General features: G+C 61.9%; 12 protein-coding genes. 5 read left to right on the forward strand and 7 right to left on the reverse strand.

All coding sequences use genetic code 11. From position 1 onward, the window contains the following. Window positions 1-557: 557 nt before the first annotated feature. Window positions 558-773, reverse strand: coding sequence for a hypothetical protein (locus KGA65_RS20105; RefSeq protein ID WP_225864905.1), 216 nt, complete (start codon window positions 771-773; stop codon window positions 558-560). Window positions 774-1,422: 649 nt separating this feature from the next. On the opposite strand from KGA65_RS20105, the gene KGA65_RS20110 reads away from it, so the two are divergent. The 4 genes from KGA65_RS20110 to KGA65_RS20125 all read left to right on the forward strand — a co-directional run bounded on the left by KGA65_RS20110 (window position 1,423) and on the right by KGA65_RS20125 (window position 5,692). Continuing rightward, a complete protein-coding gene (locus KGA65_RS20110; RefSeq protein WP_225864906.1) occupies window positions 1,423-2,070 on the forward strand; it encodes a hypothetical protein in 648 nt (215 codons plus the stop codon). 38 nt (window positions 2,071-2,108) lie between these two features. Continuing rightward, the gene (locus tag KGA65_RS20115) at window positions 2,109-2,639 is read left to right on the forward strand and encodes a hypothetical protein (protein ID WP_225864907.1); all 531 of its coding nucleotides are present in this window, start codon (window positions 2,109-2,111) and stop codon (window positions 2,637-2,639) included. A 408-nt stretch (window positions 2,640-3,047) separates the two neighbouring features. Further along, window positions 3,048-4,613: a DNA cytosine methyltransferase gene (locus KGA65_RS20120; protein ID WP_225864908.1), complete on the forward strand. Its 1,566-nt coding sequence runs from the start codon at window positions 3,048-3,050 to the stop codon at window positions 4,611-4,613. A 128-nt stretch (window positions 4,614-4,741) separates the two neighbouring features. After that, complete coding sequence (locus tag KGA65_RS20125; protein WP_225864909.1) at window positions 4,742-5,692, forward strand: hypothetical protein; 951 nt, start codon at window positions 4,742-4,744, stop codon at window positions 5,690-5,692. Window positions 5,693-5,775: 83 nt separating this feature from the next. Here the strand turns inward: KGA65_RS20125 and KGA65_RS20130 are convergent, their stop codons facing one another. Genes KGA65_RS20130 through KGA65_RS20155 form a run of 6 tightly spaced genes read right to left on the reverse strand, consistent with a single transcriptional unit; the run spans window position 5,776 to window position 16,047 of the window. Next, a complete protein-coding gene (locus KGA65_RS20130; protein ID WP_225864910.1) occupies window positions 5,776-6,249 on the reverse strand; it encodes a very short patch repair endonuclease in 474 nt (157 codons plus the stop codon). Between the two features lie 38 nt (window positions 6,250-6,287). Continuing rightward, window positions 6,288-8,069, reverse strand: a complete 1,782-nt coding sequence (locus tag KGA65_RS20135; RefSeq protein ID WP_225864911.1) for an AIPR family protein — start codon at window positions 8,067-8,069, stop codon at window positions 6,288-6,290. Continuing rightward, window positions 8,066-9,076, reverse strand: coding sequence for a PD-(D/E)XK motif protein (locus KGA65_RS20140; protein ID WP_225864912.1), 1,011 nt, complete (start codon window positions 9,074-9,076; stop codon window positions 8,066-8,068). The genes KGA65_RS20135 and KGA65_RS20140 overlap by 4 nt, the downstream gene beginning before the upstream one ends. Continuing rightward, on the reverse strand, window positions 9,060-11,957 hold the full coding sequence (locus tag KGA65_RS20145) for a Z1 domain-containing protein (protein WP_225864913.1): 2,898 nt from the start codon (window positions 11,955-11,957) through the stop codon (window positions 9,060-9,062). Before KGA65_RS20145 ends, KGA65_RS20140 begins: the two co-directional genes overlap by 17 nt. Beyond that, window positions 11,954-13,447 (reverse strand): ATP-binding protein, encoded by a 1,494-nt coding sequence (locus KGA65_RS20150; RefSeq protein WP_225864914.1) that lies wholly within the window; start codon window positions 13,445-13,447, stop codon window positions 11,954-11,956. Before KGA65_RS20150 ends, KGA65_RS20145 begins: the two co-directional genes overlap by 4 nt. Further along, window positions 13,444-16,047: a sigma-70 family RNA polymerase sigma factor gene (locus KGA65_RS20155; protein WP_225864915.1), complete on the reverse strand. Its 2,604-nt coding sequence runs from the start codon at window positions 16,045-16,047 to the stop codon at window positions 13,444-13,446. Before KGA65_RS20155 ends, KGA65_RS20150 begins: the two co-directional genes overlap by 4 nt. A 402-nt stretch (window positions 16,048-16,449) precedes the next feature. Between KGA65_RS20155 and KGA65_RS20160 the strand changes: the two genes are divergently transcribed. After that, the gene (locus tag KGA65_RS20160; protein WP_225864916.1) at window positions 16,450-17,046 is read left to right on the forward strand and encodes a hypothetical protein; all 597 of its coding nucleotides are present in this window, start codon (window positions 16,450-16,452) and stop codon (window positions 17,044-17,046) included. Window positions 17,047-17,121: the final 75 nt, after the last annotated feature.

A 17,121-nucleotide genomic window follows, 5' to 3' on the forward strand; every position in this document is an offset into this window, starting at 1 on the left:
TCCCTCCCGTGCGCCGTTTCCTGCTCGCACACCTCCTCGTGGACTGCGTCCACCAGGTCATGGGCTGGAGCGCAGGGGGTTACTCGACGAACGTCGGATTAGTCCCTGGCCCCGCCCTTGCACCGAGCATGCAGCTTTCACTGCACTCGGCGCAAACGAACAGATTCCCCTTGGCTGGCGGCCGAGGGGCGTGGGGGCTGGCAACCCCCTGACGCATTGCGCGTCGACGATAACGAGTGGCTGTGGTCGGGTTGGCGGCCCGCCCATGCACACGCACGCTGCGCATGGGTGGGCCGCCAACCGACCAGGGAGCGATTGCCGCACTCGGTCACCTTAGCTGTCCTGGTGACTGGTGATGCGAGACAGGCGCGTGTAATGCGCCGCAAAACACCACCTTCATTTGACGTCGTAGCCAGCGATGGCTACGACGCTGTAGCTTCAATGACTTAGTCGAGTCGCCGCCAAGTTGAATCAAGGCCGACATGTAGAACTAACGGTCGTGGTGCTAAGAATACCAGCATTGATACCAGCATTGATACCAGCATGAACGCTGGCATTCATGCCAGCATCGCATGAAAAGAATCGGCGCCATTGCCCTTGTCGTTGTTGCCGTTCCTGAAGAAAAGCTGCCTTTGATAAATGATTTGTGAAGGGGATTCCTGGGAGGTGCCAAGCAGTCTGAATTTTCCGTGATCGTATTTGCGCAGTGGTTGGCGGCCGATCTCGCTACTGAATTCTCTTGTTGTTCCGAGACAAGTAACAATCTGTTTCAATAAATCGGTGAATGTCTGGTCGATTTATGGTGATGGATATTGCGTCTATTGAGTAAGCGCGCTACATTGAATGCACCAAGGGACTTAGAACCGGTGCTTGTCGGCCACCTCGCAGCATGGTCCTTAAAGACTGCGAAATTAAAGCCAGCATTGAAAATGCCCGTATAGGCATTGTTCAAGTTGGCCGCTGTGTAACTTCTCCGCCAATTGATGATTTTTGGCGGGTGCATCACACGGAGTTCTTGCCTTGGTCAGTCCCAAAAAGACCGTCGTCTGCTCGACGATTGGTTCATCCCCGCCAACTGGCGAAAGTAATATCGCCTTGCTGGCAGCGCCGCTCTCGGCCAACGTGCGGCTTCATTTTCATTGAAGAGCTTGCCGTAATGATCGGCAAGTCCGTGACAACAATTCGGACCTGCTCGTCAAATCAGAAGTACCACCACTTGATTCCGCGGCCGCGGAAACTGCCAAACAGCCGGCGGCTCTGCTGGACGTTGGCTGATGTTCTGTCCTGGATCGAATCGAGTCGTCCTTCTGAGCCGCCACCGCCGCGGCGTCCGCGTGGGCGGCCAACCAAAGCCGAACAGTTGTCCCGCGAACGCTGGATGTCTAGTCAATCTAAGCCCGTCCGGCGAGAGGAGGGCTGAGCATGCGCGAAGTTCTCAACACGACCGCCGCGCTCTGGCAGGTTATGCAGCACCATCAGCGCGGGTATACCGTTTCGATTGCGTTCGTGACCGAATCTGAGAAGGTTCCTGGGAAGGCCCTCCAATGGGAGCGCGACTTCGGCACACGCCTCTTGTCATATCAAAAGCAGGACCGCAAGCAGCGTCGGCTGCCTACGGCGGTTGCCCTCAGCACGCAGGTCCACGGCAGCCCGTCGAAGCGTGAGCTGATCTTGATGGCAACGCCGTTTGCGCTGACTGCGCATCCTGATTCGCCATGGGCCAAGGAGAAGTGGGTGGAGCACCTCCCTCGGTGTGGCGTCTACATCATGGTTCGTTCGCCAAGGCCGCAGGGCGGCTATTCGTGGACCTGGAACCTGCAGGAAAGCATTCGCGCTCGGCTGTTCGCACGGCTCACGCAATTGGTGAAATCCAGAAACGCTTCTGCCATCCGGACTGAAACGGAGAGCTGGGTGCAGATCTTTTCGATGTTTCGCGGTGTCCGTGCACAACTGATCAGGACGATCAGGTCGGCTCAGAAGCTTTGGCATGCCTGTAACCGGACCAGTTGGCCTGGCATTGATCCCGAAGATTTGCCTTTCATCACGGAGTTTCGTCGTCAGCAAGCCTGATCGGCCGTTCTTCACTGCCCAACATTTCATCGATTCCCATGTCAAAAGCACTTGGAACTCGTATTCTCCGAGCTCTCACTTCTCTCGTCGCCACTGGAAGCTCTCGCAAGGTCGCCAATTTGGCCGCCGATCTGCAAGGTCTTGGCGTCTCCGGACTGCGCGGCCCTAGGCCGAAGACCGAGTTCGAAATCGTGTTTACGTCCAACCCCGACTTTCTTGAACTGCATGAGCACCACGCAGGCATCGACATTCCCTTGATGTCGACGCCAGGGCTTTTTCTGAGCTTCGAGGGGGAGATGAAGACGATCCGGCACCTCGAGGACATTGCCGACCTCCCTGCTGTTCATCGCTGGACCTCGCGTAGGAGCCGGGGTTTGCGGGACGGCGATGAGGATGTCTGGTTGCGGGACTGGCTGGAGGGCTTGATGGAGGACTATCCGCCGGTGGACAGCGCCGTGCGGCAAGCGGTGATCAGGTCGATCGACGACCAGCTCCTCGCGGACATTGAGGAGGATATCGCAAGGGAGATCGATGAGATCGTTGAGTCGCGGCGATACGCCGCGGGTTGACCGCGATCCCTTTGTCGGGTCTTGGATCGCCGCTGGTGTTCAGCAGAAGTAGTAGGCTGTCGCACCGTCGAACGTAGTTTTCAAGCGGCCTGTGCATGTGATGCGCAGGCCGCGCGCTTTCGGCCACGCCCCCCTCACTTGTGGATATTCAGCACATCTTGGAGGCGTGTTCTTGTCGGGTTCTTCTGCTGGTTCAGTGGCGCTGCATAACTCTACGTTGCTTGCGCGCGCGTCGTGCTGGACCGCGCCGGCGATCACTGTGAAAGGGCAGACGCAGCCCCAGTTCAGCGCTCCTTTGCACGGTGGGGCAGGCGCCACAATTGATCGCATCGGGAGTCTGCCTGGCAGAATACTGGAAAGGCGTGATGGGGAGCAGGTCAGTCCATCTGCGGCACAGCTACAGGCAAGATGCACAAAAGAAAAGAAGCAATACCGGTCATAGATCTTTTTGCCGGTCCGGGGGGGCTTTGCGAGGGATTCTCGTCGGTCGTCGACGCGTCGGGAGCGCGTAGCTTCGACGTCAAGGTATCCATCGAAAAGGATCCCATTGCCCACCGAACCCTTCTGCTGCGGGCGATCTTCCGCAAGTTCCCCAAGGGGAAGGTCCCGAGCTGCTACTACGACTACGCCCGAGGGAAGATCAACCGCGAGCAGTTTCTGGCGCATCCTGAGATCAAGGTCGCAGCGGAGCATGCCGCCAAGGAGGCTCGATGCGCTGAGCTGGGCCTCACGCCCGCCAAGGAGGTCGACGGCTGGATCCGCGAAGCCCTGGGCGGGCGGACCGATTGGGTGCTCATCGGGGGGCCGCCTTGCCAAGCCTACTCGCTGGCTGGCCGGTCGCGCCTGCGCAGCAAGGACGTGAAGAAGTTCGAGTCCGACGCCAAGCATTTCCTCTATATCGAATACCTGCGGATCATTCAGCAGTTCGCCCCAGCAGCCTTCGTGATGGAAAACGTCAAGGGGATGCTCAACTCCACCAACTCCGGCAAGCGGATTTTCGAGCAGATCCTCGCCGACTTGAAGGCACCCAAGGCTGGGCTGAGCTACGAGGTTCGCTCGTTGGTGGTTCACAAGGCGGAGGGCGAGCTGTGCCCTAACGACTATGTGATCGAGGCCGACGACCACGGCATTCCTCAAAGCCGTCATCGGGTGATCCTGTTCGGAATCCGATCGGACGTGGCGGCGGCAACCCCTGCTCTGAGGGAGCGCCCGGAGGACTTCCTGCTTCGCAAACAGTCCAAAAAGGTAGGCGTCAGCGCCGCCTTGGCCGGCCTGCCGGAGCTTCGCAGTCGCTTGTCCAAGGAGCCTGACTCGCAAGAAGCCTGGATCAATGCCGTCAAAGAGTCTCCGAGCGCCTTGGCGGGCTGGCGAGTGCCGCTGCGCGCCGATATCGAGACGGCTATGGAGAAATTCATCAAAAAGGCCGAAAAGCAATCGACTTTCGGCGGTCCCTTCATCGAGGTTGCCGTCGACCCGGGCAACTACATGCCCAAGGATCTGCGGGACTGGTATCTGGATCCGAAACTCGGCGGTGTCTTGCACCACGAGACTCGCAGCCACATGCGCTCGGATCTGCATCGTTACATGTTCGCGGCCTGCTTCGCAGCCACTCAGAAGTACGCCCCGGACCTGCGCGACTTTCCGCCGAAGCTGCTGCCCGACCATGTGAACGTGGACGAGGAGACGATCCCCTTTAAGGACCGCTTCCGGGTTCAGATGGGCAAGTATCCATCGTCGACGGTGGTAGCCCACATCAAGAAAGATGGGCACTACTACATCCACCCGGACCCGGGCCAGTGCCGCAGCCTGACCGCGCGTGAGGCAGCCCGCTTGCAAACCTTCCCCGACAACTACTTCTTCGAGGGGAATCGGACGGAGCAATACGGCCAGATCGGCAACGCTGTCCCGCCGCTGCTGGCCAAGCAGATTGGAGAAATCATCCGTGACTTCATGATTTCTCCGCGTAGGCGGTGAGGGCCTGTGCGATGTTGCACTGTCCGCGATTTGGCGGTCCCGTCAGCAAATGGGGGCCAAGCCTGATCCCACAGGCTGCCCTGGAGTTCCGCGTGGCGCTGCAAAAGAACCCGTAGACGCCCAGCCCTATGGAAATCATCTTTCTGGACCAGAACAAATGGATCGAGCTGGCTCAAGTGCACAGCGGTCGAACAAAGGGCGGCCCGATCGCCCAGTTGTTCCCTCGGCTCGTCGCAGCCGTACGAGAGGGGCGCGTCCTGTTTCCGTTGTCGGTGGCGAACATCATCGAGACCGCCAAGCGCAACGACCATGTCAGTCGGCGACTCATCGCCGAAACACAGGCCATGCTCAGCCTTGGCTATGTCCACCGAAGCCGGGCAGCCCGGATAGAGGTGGAGCTGCGAGCTGCCATTCAACGCCGATTCGGCATTGAGCCTGAGCCAATGCCGGCCCATTGGGCGATTGCACTAGGCTTTATGCAGGCCTTCGAGCCCATGGACGAGCTGACGGCGTCCCCAGGAGAACTTGCACGCGTAGGACGGATGACGTCCCTTGTGGACCCCGCGGCACTCTACCTAGACTACATGATTACGCAGGACGATACCCGCCGCAGAGAGGCCAATGCCAAATTGAGCCAAGGGCTTTCGGGGTTGGTCGCCCGGATCGAGGGCCGGCGCGCACGGTTTGCAGGTGAGTCCCTCGATATGCGCCGGCGCATATACGCAGCGCAGTCATGGGTGGACCATCTGGATGTCCTCAACCGGATTGTGGCTGCGCTGGGGTATTCGTTCGACGACTTGTCGGCGCTCGGGGACAGTGCCATGCGAGCTCTACTTGAGGACGTGCCGACGATGAACGTGGAAGTTGAAATGGCTACGCGCCTCGAAGCAAAGACCGGGGCACTATCGGCCAACGACGTTTTGGACGTGCAGTCTTTCTATACCGCGATTCCATATTCGGACCGTGTCATCGCCGAGAAGGCAGCCATCTCCCACGCGCAGCAGGCGAAGCTCGACTCGAAATACGGCGTCATCCTGTCACGCTCTCTGGAAGACCTTTCTGAGCATTATCTTGGCTAGCGTTGTGGCGATCACGATGCTGATGTGGGGCCCGGCTGCAAACAGCAAGCGTGTCCGCAGCCGGGTGTGGTGTGACTGCAGAGTTATCGCAAGGAGGCGGCTGCGAGGCTTTGAGCGCTGATTTCACCCGCAGGTGCACCGCTGTCGATCCAGGCTCTGAGCGCCCAGGGTAATTTCGCAGCGGACCCCGGGTCACGCGTTGAGCATTCCCAGACGCTGAGCACCCGCCAGCCCATCTCCGCGAGCTTGTTGGCGGCGCGTCGGTCGCGATCGACATTGCCCTGCAGTTTGTCCGTCCAGAACTCAGTCCGCGTCGACGGCGTCTTTGCGTATTTGCATCCCTGGTGCGCGTGCCAGAAGCAGCCGTGAACGAAGATCGCGATCTTGCGGCCCGGCATAGCGATGTCGGGAGTGCCCGGCAGGTCGCGCCGATGCAGCCGGAAGCGATGCCCCATCGCGAACAGCGCTTTGCGGACCTGCATCTCGGGCACGGAGTTTTTGCCCTTGATGCCGGACATCATCTGGCTCCGCTTCGCGGGGCTGACGACATCTGCCATAGTGGATCGCGATACGCCCGACAGCCCCGGCCTGTCGCTCAGGCGACCTTGACCTCGGGGATGCCGTCAGCGGGTTCCGAGTAGCTAGCGCCCATGATGGCGTCCTTGCACTCTGGCCGCTTGGCCCACTCGGACACCATGCGCCCGCCGGAGGTGGCGTGCAGCGTGTCGTTGACCTCCTTGGCCCAGGTGGCGATCTGCTCCATGAGCTTCGGCGACACCGCCTGCTTCTCCCAGATGCGGTTCAGGTCGATGCGCGAGCCGAGCTTCTCCGACAGGATGGAGATCGTGTAGGCCGTGACGTTGGCTTGGAACGCCTGGAACATCGGCCGCAAAAGCTTTTGGGCGTCTCGGTAGAGCTTGGCCTTGGCGATCATCGCCTTGAAGTCGGCCACATTGGGCAGTGGTGCCTCTTGGCCCTCGGCTGGCGAGAGCGCGGCCATGAAGCGGTCGAAGTTTTTCTGGGAGCCCAGGCTCACGATATCGGGCTTGCGGTCCCACGCGTTGAGGTATTTGGCCAGGTCGGTCTTGGTCACGCGCCGCGCGGTGGGGATGGCATCCTTCAACGCTTTGAGTCGGGCCGGCGTGGTGCCCTCGCGGGAGAGCAGCGTGTTGTAGCTGCCGGCTGCGCGCTCATAGAACCATTGGCCGACGCCGTCGGGGCAGTAGACCGAGCGCGAGAGCTTTTCGATCTCGACATGGAAAGGCTTGTTGGCCGAGAGGTCCGACTGGCGGACGGCGTTCTGGCTGTTGGCATAGCGCGAGATGTCTGACACCAGAGCCTCTTCCTTGGTCGAGTCCTGTACCTTCATGACGATGATCTTCGCGGGCACGCGCACGCGGCTGAGGTCGGTGTCGGGATACTTCTTCTTGGTGAAATAGAGCGAGGCCGTGGTCTGCCCGCCGTTAACGATCTGCAGGCCTTTGAGCCAAGCTATGCCTTGTTCGCCCGCGGAGGTCTTGCCCAGCACCATCTCGTCGGCCACGATGACGATGCCGTTGTTATAGGCCATGAAGCGCTCGGGCGCGGCGCGAAGCGTCGATTGGATTCCGGCGTTGACGCCCTTGCCCTTGACACTGAGGAAGGAGCGGACGTTGGCCTCCAACAGGCGCGCGCCGAACTTCTCGTAGAGCAGCCGCAGCGCTTCGCCGGGGACCGCCGTCATGGCGTAGTCGTAGTCATCGCTTTCGCCGGGCACATAGACGCAGGGCAGGGCAGAGCCCGAAACTTCTTTGAAGTCGACCACCAGCTCGTCGCGCGGCTTGCCTTCGGAGGTGTGCCGGTGCAACCGCTCGATATCCATCACTTCCAGTCGCACGGCTTTGCCGCCTATGTCGCGCGTCTTGAAGCTCTTGGATTTGGCGACCCGGTCGGTGATGACGTAGACCCGGATCTGTTCGAGGTCGTTGTAGATGTGCTGCAAGGTGTTGGCCAGCGAGGCCACATCGCTGGACTGGTCCAGCCGCTGGGCCATCTTCCCCTCGGCACACAGCGTCAAAAAGCGCAGACAGCGCTCGGCGGCCACCTTCGTTTCGGAGTCGGGAATCGGCGTGGGTTCGTCGACGCCGGCATACAGGCTCACGAACAAGTCAAGCTGATCGGTGTCATCGGAGATGGAGTAGCCGCTCAGCCGCAGGATCGCGTTGCCCACGGTGCCTTCGAAATGGCACTCGACGGGTTCGAAGGTCATCCCGATCTCAGACATGTGCTCCATCACGATGCCTGCGAAGACCAGCTCCTCGTAGAGCGCGCCTTCGCGCATCTGAGATTTGACGGCGGACTGCGTGTCGCGCAGGAAATCCGGCAGGTTAGAACTCATATCGCTCCCAATTTCTTCAATGCATCGGCGGCCGGGATGCTTGGCCCCGCGGCCTTGTCCAAGTCGATCTCGTAGGTGGCCCTGGTGATGCCCAGCGGGACAGTACCAGGCGTCAGTCGGGGGAAGTCATCCTTCACTTCGACTATGCGAGTGTCGACCAGCGTGAATCGGCGGATGTAGCGGTCCGCGTGGGCGTCGAAGTAGCCCGCTGCGATCAGCCTCTCGCTGAGCAGGCGCACAGCCTCGGCCTCGCCCGCGGCGACATCGCACATCTCCGCCACCAGCTCAGGCAGGTTTGTCCCGGTCTCACCCTGGCGCAGCCTCGCGCCGGCGAGGAACAGCGGCTGGCGCGCGGAGTCATCGAGCTGTTCGAGCGAACCGATCTTGGCCGGGAAGCCCGCCGCCGACAGCGTGGCCTTGACTTCCAAAGCCCCTGTGCCGATCTCAAAGTCCCGGACGCCATCGAGCGGCCCGACCCATGATTCGATCGCGGAGGCAACCGGCACGCCCTCATCGATGATCGCCCGCAGCAGCGTGAGCTCGCCCACCAAACCGATCTCCGCCTCTGGGCTCAGCGACTGGGAGCCCTTGCGCATGAACTCCTGCCAAGCGCCAACCCGGCCAAGGAACACTTGCAGCAGCTTCGGCTCGGCCGCCCCCGCGGCGGCGGCCTCGTCCAACGCGCCGACCACATCGCAGGCCATGGCCGCGAAGAGCTCGGCGCTGCCGGCGGCCCGGCGCGTCAGCGCGAGCCGCAGCTGACCTGCACCATCGGAGTCCGCGCGCTCGACGCTGAAGCCCTGGCCCTCCGGCAGCTTCTCGGCCGGCGCGAGCCGAGCGGTGGCGAAGCCAAGCAGGATCGCTTCGGCGTTGTCGGGCGAGCGCCGGCCCGCCTGAATGTCGATGGGGCCGGCTGGCGGCAGCGCGATGGCTTGCCAGCCGGGCGTGGGGTCGTCTGAGGACAGCGACGACCAAGCCAGCAGGAACTCTTCACTCGGACGGGCCATATTCCTGCAACCAATAGAGGTAGTTGACTTCGTATTCCACGCTGATTGCCTTGTCGCTTGCTGGGAATGCGATGGCGAAGGCAATGATGGGCTTCTCCCATCCAGGGACGATGAGGCGATCGCGCGTCTTGCCCTTGTAGAGGTAAGGCGTGAGCGGATACAGCAGGAGCAGCCCGCGGTCCACGTCGCCTCCCAGCTTTCCTCGCGCCGCTCGGATGCCTTTGCCGCTGGGGAAGGTCGGCGGATTCGCAGGCTCGCGCTTGGATGCGGCTCTGGTGAGGGTCAACGCTTCTCGCCAAGCGACATCGTCAAGGTCGATTCCCTCATCCTTCGGATCGGTGAGGACGCCGATCGCGAAGAGCTTTGGATCGACTCGCTCTTCCTCGTTCGGATCCTCAGTCTTGCGAATCGAGTAGTTCTTCGAGGGCTTTCCGCCGGGGAATGTGTGTGGCTGGCCTTCGCCCATGCCGCCGCCGAGCAAGGCGACGCTCCACTTGCCGAGTTGCCCGGTGGCAATCATCTTGACGATGTATTCCGAGAGCAGCGCGGCCTTTGCGCTGCTGGCGTTCGGATGCGTTGCGTAGGCGCCAAGGAATGTCAGCACGTTGGATGCGTCAACGTCCTTCCACAGGCGCGCTCCGGGCCAAGAGTCCTGGTCGCCATCGCGATCGTATTTCGGGTCATCGAGCCATTTGTCGCCTAGCGAGGCGATCAAGGCGTCGGTTGCGGCGAGGTTCTGCTTTTGGATTTCAGCATCCCGATGGAAGAGGATGGTCTGCGGGCGCGTGCCGCTATAACTTAGCGAGAGCGTCTGAGCGTTCCGCATCTTCAACGGAGAGGTGACGGTGAGCACTTCGTGCGACATCACTTTGAGGCCGTATTGCTCAGGCGTCAGCTTGGCATCGGCCATGAAGTCGAACTCCTCCCGCAGCTCCTCCGAGGCGTCGGCGATGTGGGCGAACCACCTCACCAAATCGGGCGACGTGTAGAGGCGGCACAGGTCCAAGTAGCCCGGGCGATACCCGAACCAGCGGCCCATCTGCATGAGCGTGTCATACATCTTCGTGGTGCGCACGAAGTAGCTCACGCACAACCCTTCGAGCGTCAACCCCCGCGCCAGTTTGTCGCCGCCAACCGCGATCACTTTGAGAGCCGCGCCTGGAGTCGCGTAGTCAAGCGCGTCTTTGGCCGTCCCGTTGATGGATCGAACCTCGATGTCATCCAGAACATCGGGCAAGGCGCCCAGGACATCGTCCCAGCTGGGCATCGCAGGCGGGCGTTCCTCGGGAGGGGAGAGTTCGGCGACCTGGTCCCGGATAGGGAGGAAGTCCTGTTCCCAGAGCTCGCGAAACTGATTCAACAGTACGTCGGCATCGATGCCTCGGGTGATCTTCTGGCGCATGCGCCGCACAGTCCCTTCAACCTGGTCACGCACATGGGCTTGAACGTCGTTGAGGCGCGTGACGTGGACCAGCATCGAGCTGTGCTGATCCCCTTGGCCGCGAAGATCTCTAACCGCGCAGGCGAGGACGAATGCGCAGATCGCCTCGCGCAGCGAAGGCGGAATAGTCTCGTGACCGTTGTAGGTCGGGACGTGCGTCTTCTTATGCTTGGGCGGCATCCAGCCCGAGTCGGCCTCGGGGTCGTAGTGGTCGGTGATGTTCCGGGAGAGCGGCAGCGCGCCCACCCGCCCTTCCTTCGTCATTTTGCCGAACATGCGGGCCGGTCCCACATAGTTGGACGGCGCGGCCAAGTTGATGATGAAGGCCCGCGGGAAGAGGTCTGGGCCTTCCTTGGTGGTCGAGCCCTTGTGGTGGATGAAGATGTTGGCGAAGGGGGTGGCGGTGTAGCCGACGTAGGCCTTGCGGGTGAAGGCGTGCAGTACCTGGCGGATCAAGCTGTTGATGGTCTTCGGCTGATGTTCTTCGTCAGGCGTTCCGTCGTCGTTGAACATCTGTTCGCCCGTGTCGACCGACGCGTGGTCCGCCTCGTCGTCGATCACCAGAAGCGGCAGCTTGGTCACCAGCTTGCGGCCGTCGACCGAGTCTGTGCTGTCGGCCACGCGCGTCCGAATCCAGTTGAGCAGCTCGGTGAGGACGGTCTTCTGCTTCTTGACCACGAAAAGCCAAGGTCGCTCCTCAGGAGAGATGCCGTGGAAGTGCTTGGCGATGGACTTGTTGAAGTCGCCGTTCTCAGCGCGGGTCGTCGCGGAGTTGGTCTTCAAGTCCTCGCCGAATTCAGCCACGCCGATGGGCATGCCGGGGTCTCTATCGACCGTCGTCTCGTAGCCCAGGAAGCTCTCCTCAAGCCGCATCTGGGTTTGCGAGCGCAGGTTGTTGTGCATGCCCGCGAGCACGATGATGATTTTGTAGCCTGCGTCAGCTGCCTTGCAGATGAGCCCGGAGTAGTTGCTGGTTTTGCCGGACTGCACGTGGCCGACGACGAGCCCGCGCCGATCCCAGTCGTCGGAACGCTGCGGGTCTTCCAACAAGCCCAGGATTTCGTCGGTGGCTTCGTTGAGCTCTTCGACGACCTTGTCGGAGAGCTTGGCTTCGAGGAAGTCGCGGTAACGGCGCCAGTAGTGCCAATCGCGCTTGCGAGCGGCCGAGAGCCAGTCGAAATGGTTCGTGTTGTCTTTGAGGGTGGTGGACTTGCCGATCCGGTGGCTGAACCGCTGGATTAGTGCGACGACGGCTTTACTTTGGTCTACGGCATGCGGTGAATCGCCAGCAAACATCTCCGCTGCGAGCCGGACCTTCTCCGCTATGAAGGCCGGCGTGATCTTGGCCGGGTCCTTCTCAGCCTTCACCAGCCGCTGCGCGGTGGCGATGACGTTTTCCTGCAATTCAGCTTGGGCGGCAGCCTCTTCTGCTGCGGTCATTGGTTGCTCCCTAGTGTTGCGACCAGCGCAGGGTATTTCTGAAATGGTTCGGTCCTGAGCAGCGACTTGCGGGCTTCTTCTTCGCTCAGGCCCTTGCGTTCGATCAGGTCATCGAAGAGCACGGTGGCGACTTCGATGACGGCGGCCGGCGGCTCGCCTTCAAACCCCGTGCGAGGCGTTTCCTTGTTCTCGGCGGTGTCCAGCCAAATGCGCTGGACCGGCACGGTCTCCTCGATCACGCGCAGCATCGCCTTCACCAGCGGCTGGAGATCTCCCGCGCGCTCCAACACGGCGGCCACGGACGCGTGCGACTCATCGATGCGATAGCGCATGCCCGCCTTGAGCTTGTCGACTCGCCAAGCTTGTCCCACGGGTTGGCTGTCACCGGCTGGAGCCGGGGCTCCACGGAACGCGAATACGCGGCGGGCGCGATCGCGCGTGTTGTCGGCCAACGCCGTCAACCATGGGCGCAGCGACACCGGCGGTCGCGCCGTCGATTTGCGAACGTCGATCTTCCAATCGGCATCGGCTGTGTTCGGGATGTCCAGCCGGATGCGAGCCAAGCGATGGACCTCCTCGCGATTCCACGCCTTCGGCTTGCCAAGGCCGAGCCATCCACCCGCGACCAGTAGCCGCTCGTTTCGGTAGACGTAAAAGCCTTGCTGCGCGGTCCAGCCGGCCGGGCCTCCGTTGGCTTCAAACTCGTGGTTGCTCAGCTTGTCACGGTGAGGCAAGACGTGGCACTGGGCGAGCACCAGCCCGCCATCGGTTCGTTGCTGCGCGACGGGCGATGACCAGGGCTTGGCAGGGTGCCCTGTCATAAATGGATCCCAGGGTTCGATGGGGCGTTTGTTGATGAGCAGCTTGATCCGCGCCCGCGGTCCCTGGAGCAAGCGATGAAAAACCATGGCCAGATGCGCTTCGACAATATCCAGAAGGTCGCCGAAGTTGTCCACCGTGTAGCCGGCGGTGACGATGCGGTCGAGCCTTTCCCAAAGCACTAGCGTCCCGGACGCCTTGTCGCCGAGGCTGGCGAGATGACGTTCGGACCCCTCCGCCGCGCCTTCGAATAGCAGCCAATCGCTCTGCGGATCGGCGGCCAGTTCATCGAGGTCCCATCGCAGGCAGCTCCTTTCGCCGCCCTTGACGCTGGCGACGGTCAGGCGGCGGCACTGCGAAAGCGACGCCGTCTTCAAGCCCATTCCGAAGCGGCCGAGGTCATGGGCTTCGCGCGCTGCCAAGGGGTTCTTGTCCCCGAGACGCATCGCGCCTTCGAGCTCTGGGTCGCTCATGCCGCGGCCGTCGTCCTGGATCAACACCCGGCTGTCGACGCCGTCCCACTGGAAATCGATGCGGATCTCGCTCGCGCCCGCGGAGATGCTGTTGTCGACGATGTCGGCCAGGGCCGCTGCTGTCGAGTAGCCCAAGCCCCGCAGGGATTCGAGCATCGCCATCGCGCGTGGCGGCGCCTTGCGAACATTCAAGGTCATTGCCAATAGCCCTTTCCTTGCGAGAACGTGAATCCAATCTCGAGTAGCTTGCGGATGAGGCGACGTTGTGCATTGTCTTGGGGCTCCAGAAGTTTGACCCAAATGGTCCCGGTGCTCTGGCGCCCATCAAAAACGCTAATGCCCATCGCACTTGCTTGCCCGAGTATCCGGTCAAGTGCAGAAGGCTTTGAGGAGCCAGCTGATTGAGTCACCTCTGGGTTGGGTCTGTGCGCCCCCTGCCTCTTAGGTATTGGTGGCGGCACCTCAGGGGTTCTCGTGCCGCGATCATCTCCACCGTTAGATGAACAACCGTCAGCGGCTAGTTGGCTCTCCTTGGGTTGCAAGCCGATGGCCACGCGCGCGAAGGGCTCCAATCGCGAAGGGTGCTGGAGCTTCCTTATCGCTTTGGCTTCGATCTGTCGGATCCTCTCCCGTGTGACTTCGAAGCGAATTCCGATTTCATCGAGCGTGAGTGCCTCGGGAACCCCGATGCCGAAGCGCAGTCGCAGAATCTGCTCCTCCTTGCGGTCCTTGGTCGACAGTGCAGAGATGAAGTTGTCCACCGCTTGATTCAATTGAATCTCGCCAGTTACGTCTGCGGGGTCGGGTGATGCATGGGCGTCGCGGGCTTCGATAGCGATCATTCGGTCAACTGTCAGTTCGTCGATACTCGAGGGCTCGGGCGCGATGCTCAGCACGGCGGCTACCTTGCGGCTCGGCATCTCCATGCGCTCGGCCAGTTCATCGAGGGTCGGTTTGCGGCCTGAGGCAATTTCGAACGCCTGGGATACACGCTCCACGCGATGGAGCTTTTCGACTATGTGGACTGGAACCCGGATGGTCCTGCCCTTGTCTGCTACGTGACGGCCTATCTGCTGCCGGATCCACCAGATGGCGTAGGTTGAGAAGCGAAAGCCGCGGCGCCAGTCGTAGCGGTCGACGGCTTTGAGCAACCCGATGTTCCCCTCTTGCGCCAAGTCGTCCAGCGGCTCCCCGCTGTACAGATACTTCTTGGCGTGGAAGAAGGCCAGCTTCAAATTCGCCGCAGTCATCCGGTCGCGGTGCAGCCGGAAGACGGCCATGGCGCGTGCGAACGCGGGGCAGGGCGCCGATCCATGCGCGGCGTCAATCAGCTCCAACAAGAAGCGTCGGTTGAGGCGCAGACCAGCAAGTGCCTGGCGAATCTCTTGGGGTGAGGCCCTAGTAGCATCTTCTGGTTGTGTCAGCGCGGCCAAGTGACGGAGCGCATTGGCGAAGCCGGCGTCAGCAGGCTCTGCGCTCATCGGCTCGCTGTCGTCCTCCGCGGCGTCTTCGGAATCCTCCGCAGTAGGTTCGCCTGCTTCCAACCCTTCGGCCGAGGCGGGCTCCGGGTCAGGCTCGCCGCCAACCCAGATCGAGGAGAGCTGGCGCGATCCGGCGATGGCATCCGCACCGGTCGCCAAAACCCGCGCGATGCCTTCTGGCCAGGTCGCCAGAGCGTCGAGCGCCACGTCGAGGGCAGCTTCCATTTCCTTTGCGAGCCGGACCTCTTCTTCGGCCGTGAGCAGCCGCAGGCGCTGGAATTCGCGCTGGTAAATGCGCAGGGGTTCGTGGCGAGGCGACGTTGCCCGATCGATTGCGCCGAGGGCTTCATCCAGGGCCGCCTCTTCGTCGGGCGTCTCCTCGGGGTCTATCCACACCTCGAAGCTTTCGTGTGTGCTGGAGTATTCAACGCGTTCGTCAGCCTCTGCGCCAAGGTCATTGATGACCATGGCCAAATAAGCCTCGGCCTCAGGGTTAGCCGAACGGTCCTCGTTGGTGGACTGGGCTTGGACATCCAGCGCGGGGACGCTGCCTTCCCGGAGCGCCCGCAGCAAAAGAAGCCTGAGCCTCGCGCGGCGTTCGGCATCATCCGCCCGAGCCAGTGGCAAGGCCACTTCCGGCAGGTAGGCTTCGATGTCGTCCCATTCGGCAGATGAGTCGATCGGCACGTGGGCCGTGATGGCGATTTGGATCGCGCTGGCCGAATCCGCGACCACCAAGTCGGCTTCGGGCCGCGTGGGCTCCTCTTCGACCTCCCAGCCCGAGAGGTCGAACTCCCCGTCGTCCACCTCGTCGAGGATAGGCGCCAGGGGCGGGACGGCCTCCTGCGCAGGAGGCTCGGCCGCCGCATCTGGCTCAATTACCGCCGAGGGCGCGGCCGGTTCGGCCGGAGTGCCTGCTTCGGCTAACGGATGGGCAGGGGGAGGCGGTTCAGAAGCAGGATCCGGACCGAGGATGACTTCCATCTCGGACGGCGGGAAGGACGGAAGCAGCGCGCGGGCAGCGTCGAGGATCGCCGCCGTGGCTTCCGCCCCGGCCGCGATGGCAATTTGGAGGGCGGTCCTGCCTGAAGGGTCGAGCAGGCCGTGATCGGCCCCAGCGCTCAGAAGCAACTTGCAAATGGCAGGCTTGTTGCGGACGGCGGAGAGCATGAGGGGCGTCATGCCGCTGGCGTCGCGGGCGTTGAGGTCGTCGCCTCGTTCGATGTGGATTTGAACGGCGCTTTCAACACCGGCCATCACGGCCATCCGCAGGAATTGGCTCAGGGGCCGGGCGCCGGCGACGTTCGCTTCGATCACCAGGGCGCGCCTTTTCCGCCCGGTCGATTCGCGGACTCCGTCGGTTTCTCTTTCAGTGCGCTGTCACACTCTGTCGTGAGGCGCTGGTCTTCGCCATGCACTCGTTTCCCCCTGGGCCGATGAGGCCATTTTTGATTTTTCTAGCGATTACAAATTCTACAGAGGCGGCAGAAGGTGAAAGTCCGGATTCCCACTGAATAAAGCGGTAGGCGCGCTGGGCGTCAGCCGGGATTCCGTCGCGATCCGGATCCATTGAAAGAAGCCGCAGCGACCGGCTGCGACGCGCATAAGGAGGAGATGATGGAAGATCCAGGGAAGCGATTCGTCGACGAGCGGTTGACAGGGATTTGCGTCTACTGCGGAACGAGGCCTGACACGAGGGACCATTGCCCCTCGAAGGTCTTGCTGGACGAGCCCTATCCGGCCAATCTGCCAGTTGTCGAGGCCTGCTTGGCATGCAACCAGTCCTTCTCGTTGGACGAGCAATACCTGGCGTGCTTTTGGGAGCGCGTCATGTGTGGGTCGACAGATCCGAGCAAGCTGCGTCGCGAGAACATCCAAAGGATCCTCTCAAGGACGCCGAAGTTGGCCGCCGAAATTCAGTTCACCGTGGCGGTCGACGAAAATGGGGGCAAGACTTGGCACCCGGACATGGATCGTGTGCGCAATGTGATCCTCAAACTCGCGCGCGGCCATCTGCATTTCGAGTTCAGCATTCAGGAGCGGGACGATCCTGATGTCTTTGAGATTGCGCCGTTTTCGGTCTTGACGGCGGAAAGCCGCGAGTTCTTCGAGCGCCCTGAGCCGGAGCCCATGGCAGTCTGGCCTGAGCTGGGATCCCGCGCTTTCCTCAGGGCGTTGCCTTTGGGTGGTCAGATCCCCGACGGCTGGCTGGATGTGCAGGAGGGTCGCTATCGCTATTTGGTTGGCCAAGGCCGCGGGAACTACGCCCACATCGTGATTGGCGAGTATTTGGCTTGCCGGGTCGCATGGGGTTGAATGCGGCGCGGAAGAGGCCGCGAGGGGAGGTGGGCCTCATCCCCACGGAGCGGCCGACGGCCGAGAAGGGAAGAG

The organism is Ideonella benzenivorans (assembly GCF_020387415.1).
Taxonomy (GTDB): domain Bacteria; phylum Pseudomonadota; class Gammaproteobacteria; order Burkholderiales; family Burkholderiaceae_C; genus Ideonella; species Ideonella benzenivorans.

Coding starts and splice junctions, on each gene's coding strand:
- KGA65_RS20110 (WP_225864906.1), top strand. CDS start 1,423: ATGCGCGAAGTTCTCAACACGACCGCCGCGCTCTGGCAGGTTATGCAG.
- KGA65_RS20115 (WP_225864907.1), top strand. CDS start 2,109: ATGTCAAAAGCACTTGGAACTCGTATTCTCCGAGCTCTCACTTCTCTC.
- KGA65_RS20120 (WP_225864908.1), top strand. CDS start 3,048: ATGCACAAAAGAAAAGAAGCAATACCGGTCATAGATCTTTTTGCCGGT.
- KGA65_RS20125 (WP_225864909.1), top strand. CDS start 4,742: ATGGAAATCATCTTTCTGGACCAGAACAAATGGATCGAGCTGGCTCAA.
- KGA65_RS20130 (WP_225864910.1), bottom strand. CDS start 6,249: ATGGCAGATGTCGTCAGCCCCGCGAAGCGGAGCCAGATGATGTCCGGC.
- KGA65_RS20135 (WP_225864911.1), bottom strand. CDS start 8,069: ATGAGTTCTAACCTGCCGGATTTCCTGCGCGACACGCAGTCCGCCGTC.
- KGA65_RS20140 (WP_225864912.1), bottom strand. CDS start 9,076: ATGGCCCGTCCGAGTGAAGAGTTCCTGCTGGCTTGGTCGTCGCTGTCC.
- KGA65_RS20145 (WP_225864913.1), bottom strand. CDS start 11,957: ATGACCGCAGCAGAAGAGGCTGCCGCCCAAGCTGAATTGCAGGAAAAC.
- KGA65_RS20150 (WP_225864914.1), bottom strand. CDS start 13,447: ATGACCTTGAATGTTCGCAAGGCGCCGCCACGCGCGATGGCGATGCTC.